Origin of the sequence: Nocardioides sp. (genome assembly GCF_035429765.1) — a bacterium.
GTDB lineage: Bacteria > Actinomycetota > Actinomycetes > Propionibacteriales > Nocardioidaceae > Nocardioides.
Genome location: NZ_DAOMFK010000253.1, coordinates 1 through 3,790, shown reverse-complemented (window position 1 = coordinate 3,790; position 3,790 = coordinate 1). Strand labels below are relative to the sequence as shown.

5 protein-coding genes are annotated in these 3,790 nt (G+C 75.1%); 1 reads left to right on the top strand and 4 read right to left on the bottom strand.

Annotated features, from left to right (window positions below; all coding sequences use genetic code 11):
• Positions 1-168 precede the first annotated feature (168 nt).
• A complete protein-coding gene (locus PLP61_RS15635; protein ID WP_324503682.1) occupies positions 169-780 on the top strand; it encodes a hypothetical protein in 612 nt (203 codons plus the stop codon).
• Between the two features lie 99 nt (positions 781-879).
• On the opposite strand, the gene PLP61_RS15630 is transcribed toward PLP61_RS15635, so the two are convergent.
• The 4 genes from PLP61_RS15630 to PLP61_RS15615 all read right to left on the bottom strand — a co-directional run bounded on the left by PLP61_RS15630 (position 880) and on the right by PLP61_RS15615 (position 3,656).
• On the bottom strand, positions 880-1,515 hold the full coding sequence (locus PLP61_RS15630) for a uracil-DNA glycosylase (RefSeq protein WP_502889086.1): 636 nt from the start codon (positions 1,513-1,515) through the stop codon (positions 880-882).
• A 302-nt stretch (positions 1,516-1,817) separates the two neighbouring features.
• Positions 1,818-2,705 carry a Ppx/GppA phosphatase family protein gene (locus tag PLP61_RS15625; RefSeq protein WP_324503680.1) on the bottom strand — a complete coding sequence of 296 codons (888 nt, stop codon included), beginning with the start codon at positions 2,703-2,705 and terminating at the stop codon, positions 1,818-1,820.
• Between the two features lie 43 nt (positions 2,706-2,748).
• Positions 2,749-3,243: a DUF501 domain-containing protein gene (locus PLP61_RS15620; protein ID WP_324503679.1), complete on the bottom strand. Its 495-nt coding sequence runs from the start codon at positions 3,241-3,243 to the stop codon at positions 2,749-2,751.
• Positions 3,240-3,656, bottom strand: a complete 417-nt coding sequence (locus tag PLP61_RS15615; protein ID WP_324503678.1) for an FtsB family cell division protein — start codon at positions 3,654-3,656, stop codon at positions 3,240-3,242. The genes PLP61_RS15620 and PLP61_RS15615 overlap by 4 nt, the downstream gene beginning before the upstream one ends.
• Positions 3,657-3,790 lie beyond the last annotated feature (134 nt).

Here is a 3,790-nt window from a genome sequence, read left to right as displayed (position 1 = left end):
TCGCTTTTAAGGCGACTTCCTCTGCCGGTTGGGATACGGGGGCCCCGACCACCGTATGACGCGTGCGGAGCGCGCGGCGAGGGTGGTTGCCGTGGCAGGACGGTGCCACTACGTTCAACGCGTCCCGGACCTGTCCGGGGCTCCGCATCCATCGACGCAGGAGACACCATGGTCAGCAAGCGTTCCCGCACCACCGTCCTCGCCGTGACCGGCTGCGCCCTCGCGCTCGCCGCGGTCGGCGGCACCGGCTACGCCGCCGGGCAGATCACCGGCTCCCAGATCAAGGACAAGACCCTCGGCCCCAACGACCTGCTGGTGCGGGTCGCCTCGAAGGCCGTGGACAACGACGCCATCCCGGCCGGCACCGCGGGCACCTTCCCCGCGCTCAAGGTCACGATCACCGCCCCGACCAAGGGCTACCTGGTCGCGACGGCCTCCACGGACGCCTTCGACTACGCCGCCGAGGTCGACGCGTTCTGCTTCCTCCGGCTGGGCAGCAAGTACGTCCTCGGCACCAACCGCGAGATCGCGTTCAACGGGAACGGGAACCCCGGCGACGACCCCGAGCAGGACTGCGTCACCAACGCCACGATCCCGGTGAAGGCCGGCAAGAAGACCGTGAGCTTCGTCGGCTCCGTCGGGGCCACCACGACGTTCGACGAGAGCGCGCTGCAGGTGGAGTTCGTGCCGTTCAACGGCCAGGGCAAGCGGCCGACGGCCGGCCAGATCGCCGGCGCCCTCGGTCGCTCGCTTCCCCGGGCAGTGGCCCAGAACCGCTGATCCCTGGCCGCTGAGGCCGTCCGAGGAGCGCGGGACGTCATACCGACGGAGCAGACGTCTGCTCCCGACGTATGACGTCCCGCTGGCTCCCGGCGGAGCTCACCGGCTGGCGGCTGCTCGGCCGAGGACCTCGTCGAGCATCGCGACCGTCAGGCGGCCGGTGAAGGTGTTCTGCTGGCTGGGGTGGTAGCAGCCGAGCAGGCTGAGGGAGTCTCCCGGGAGCCCCGACCAGGCGCCCGGTGCCCGGGGCAGTCCTACCTCGAGCCCGTGGCCGAACCTCGGTCGCGGCCGCGGCACGGCGCATCCCAGAGCGGGGGCGGCGCGGAGCACGGCGTCCCAGGCGAAGCCGCCGAGCGCGACCACGACCCGCACCGTCGGGGCGACCAGGGCCAGCTCGGCGGCCAGCCATGCCGCGCAGGTGTCGCGCTCGGTGGTGCTGGGCCGGTTCGCCGGCGGGGCGCAGCGCACTGCGGCGACCAGCCTCGCACCCAGCAGGGCCTGGCCGTCACCGGCGTGGGTGCTGGTGGGGAGGGCGGCCAGCCCGACCCGGTGCAGGCTGGCGTAGAGCCAGTCGCCCGAGGAGTCACCGGTGAAGACGCGCCCGGTGCGGTTGCCGCCGTTCGCGGCCGGCGCCAGCCCCACGATCAGCACCCGCGGCTCCGCGTCGCCCCAGCCGGCGACGGGCCGGCCCCAGTAGGGCTGGTCGGCGAACGAGGCACGCTTCGTGCGCGCCACCTCCTCGCGCCACTCGACCAGCCGGGGGCAGGCCCGGCAGACCGACGTGCGGGCCCCGAGCTCGGCGAGTCTGGCGGCCCGGGCGTCTGCCGATTGGACCCAAACGACAGAGAAATCGGCCTCCGATCTGTCGTTTGGGTCCAAACCGCACGATTCTCGGGCCACGCCGGCGACGTCCGCGGCCGTCCGCGCCACGGGGGTGTCGGGCGAGGCCGGGTCGTCCGGCCAGCCCGTTCCGGGCGGGACCGGGCTGGGGAACGGCTCTCCGGTGACCGGGTGCGGCAGGGCCGGACCGGGCGCGGTCACCGGTCGACCAGGGACCAGGCGATCCCGTCGAGGATGTCGGGCACGGAGACCAGCATCCTCCGGACGCGGGTACGCCGCAGCACCCGCGCCAGGATCAGCCCGCCGGCGTCGATGACGTCGGCCCGGCCCGAGTGCAGGTAAGGCAGCGCCTGCCGGCGGGCCATCGGCATCGCGACCAGCGCGTCGACCCCTCGACGCACCGCGGGTACGTCGAGCGCGGCCCCGTCGGTCACGGTCAGGTCGCCGTGGGGCAGGTCGAGCACGTGCGCGGCCGCGGTGAGGGCGGTACCCGCGACGGCCACGACGCTGGCCGCGCGCGCCAGGTCCAGCACCACCCCGGCTAGGTGGGTGTCGATGTCGGCGACGCACGCGGCGACCTGCGCCCGGGTCGGTGGGTCTGCGTGCAGGTGCCGCTCGTGCAGCCGCACCGCTCCGACGTCCACGGACGCCGTGGCCGGTGGTCGGCCGGGGCCGCCGAGCGCGAGCTCGGTCGACCCGCCGCCCACGTCCACCACGAGCACCGGAGTCGCGGGCTTCTGGCCCAGGCTGCGGACCACCCCGGTGAACGCCAGGGCCGCCTCCTGCGAGCCGGAAAGCACCTCCGGCTCCACGCCGAGCCGGGCGCGCACCCCGTCGAGGAACTCCTGGGCGTTGGCGGCGTCGCGCACGGCCGAGGTCGCGCAGAACCGCAGGCGCTCCACCCGATGGGAGGCCAGCACCGCGGCGTACTCCTCGACGACCGCGAAGGCCCGGGCCAGTGCCTCGTCCGAGAGCCTGCCCGACGCGTCCAGGCCGGCCCCGAGGCGCACCAGCCGGCTCTCCCGCACCGCCACCTCGGGCAGCGCGCCGACCAGCAGCTTGATCGTGTTGGTGCCGCAGTCCACGGCCCCAACGCTCGCCCGGCTGCTCGGCTCGGTCACCGGCAGGTCAGCCACCGGGCGGCGCCACGCACGGACCCTCGGCCCACCACTCGCCGAGCAGGTCGAGGACCTCGTCGCCGAGGGGGTTGACCCCACGACCCTGGGCGAGGGACTGCCCGGCGAGCACGTGCAGGCACTTGACCCGGTCGGGCATCCCGCCCGCCGAGACGCCCGCGATCTCCGGGACGTCGGCGAGCTCGCTCCGCGCCTGGAGGTAGCGCTCGTGCGCGGCGGCGTACGCCGCAGCGAGCCCTGGGTCCTCGGCGAGCCGCTCAGTCATCTGACGCATCAGCCCGGACGCCTCGAGGGTGCCGATCCGGGAGGCCGCCCGGGGGCAGGTCAGGTAGAACGTCGTGGGGAACGGCGTGCCGGCCGGCAGCCGGGGCTCGGTGGTGACCACGTCGGGGAGACCGCACGGGCACCGGTGCCCGACGCCGTGCACGGCCCGCGGCGGGCGGCCGAGCTGGGCGGCGACCGCCCTCTGGTCGGCCTCGCCGATCACGGCTGGTCGGGCCCCAGCCGCTTCGCCGGGCCGCGGATCTCGTCCGCGGGCGGCGGCGCGGGCGGCGGCGGGTCGCCGGCGAGCTCCATGGAGGCCCAGGCGGTCTCCCACCAGGCGGTGGGGGTCACCTTGACCACCTCGGCCGGGTCCTTGAGCGTGGTCGCGTCGTCCAGCGGCCGACCGTTCTGGTCCAGGACGATCCACGACCGCTCGCCCGGCATGAGGTACCCGAAGCGCTCCCGGGCCTGCTGGCGGACGTACGCCGGGTCGCTCCAGCGGTCCTTCTCCGCCTGCAGCGCCGCGATGCTCTGCTCGCGCTCGGCGATCTGGGCCCGCAGGTCCTGCAGGTGGGCGCGCTGCTGGAGGTAGGCCTTCAGCGAGGAGGCGTAGGACACGGTGAGCACGGCCAGCACCAGGACGAGGACGGCGGCCCGTCCGGTGAGCCGCGGCCGACTACGCGGAGCCGGTGGGACCGGTGCCGGACCGGCGACGGCGCGCGGGGTCCGCGGCCCAGGTCGCCGGCTGCCGCCGGGCCCGGTACCGCGCG